At 63.4% G+C, this 1,105-nt stretch carries 1 pseudogene; it reads left to right on the forward strand.

What is annotated here, in order from left to right:
• Positions 1 to 183 (forward strand): annotated as a pseudogene (locus tag LG003_RS23045) (site-specific tyrosine recombinase XerC); the annotation flags it as partial.
• Positions 184 to 1,105: the final 922 nt, after the last annotated feature.

A 1,105-nucleotide genomic window follows, 5' to 3' on the forward strand; every position in this document is an offset into this window, starting at 1 on the left:
ATTCAGGCAATATTAGGGCATGCGAGTCTGGAAACCACCCAAATCTATACGCGGGTGGCTATCGGTCACTTAAAGAAAGTGCATGAGCAGACCCACCCGGCAGAACGGAAATCCAAACCGAACACGCCGCCAGAGGACAGGCCGGCGGAGAGCGCTAAGCCGGACAGTAAGCAGCCGACCTGAACGCACTCCGTGGCCGGACAGTCTTTAAGGTTAGCCGGTTCCCTGTGAGCGCGTGGGGCGCAGTGAAAGGCAGACCGCGCGCGTCCCTGCGCACGGACTGCCCCCCTGCCATCGGCGTGCCGGCGGTAAATGCCGGCCGCCCGGCGCTGAACACCGGCGTCCTCGGCAACACCCGTTGCCGGTCAGCCGCCATTCAACATAATGTGGCATTAAGCGCAATGGGCCTGCACGGCCCGCCACGCTTAACGAAACATTATGTCGGCGCCGCCCACCCAAGGGCGCTGCGCGGTCACCTCAACAACAGCGTGCGGCTGGCCGCCGGGTTGAGCTTCTCAGCCCCAGAGGCGCACCGGGTTCGCTCGCTCACCCGCTGCTGTCACTATCAGTGCTAAAACCCACCGCCGCAGTCGCCGCCGTCCGTGGCGGCTCCGGCACCCAAATCTACCTGAAACTGTTGCCGGTCAGCCTGTTAAGGTCAACGGCCCTGAAAGCAGGCCAGCGAGCTGGCCGCGGTTTATGGCCCCCGCCCCAACCCCGCTGCACTGGCTGCGCCCGGCTCGCAGTCGCAGGCTCCTTGCTCGTTCCCGTGCTCGCCATCTCCGCCCCGTGCAGCCCCCAGGGGCTTCCCCGCTGAAAAGCTTCACCTGCGGGCCTCGCCGGCCCGCACCCGGCCAACCCGCGTCAGCGGCGCAGACAAGCTGCCCCGCCGTCGCGGGTTCCCGATAACACCCGATTCCGGCAGGAAAACGAAACCAAAACCCGGCACTGACAGCGGGGAAAAAGTGAGCTAACATCGGCAAAGTGCCCGTCGGGACGAATTGGAATGCTCTTTAACAACGCGGGAAAAAGCAGCCAGAAAAAAAGCTGTTAAATCAGGGGGAAAAGTCCGCTCAACCGTATGATGACGTCAGGAGACGCCAGT

Origin of the sequence: Photorhabdus kleinii (genome assembly GCF_025384885.1) — a bacterium.
In the GTDB taxonomy this organism is placed as follows: domain Bacteria; phylum Pseudomonadota; class Gammaproteobacteria; order Enterobacterales; family Enterobacteriaceae; genus Photorhabdus; species Photorhabdus kayaii.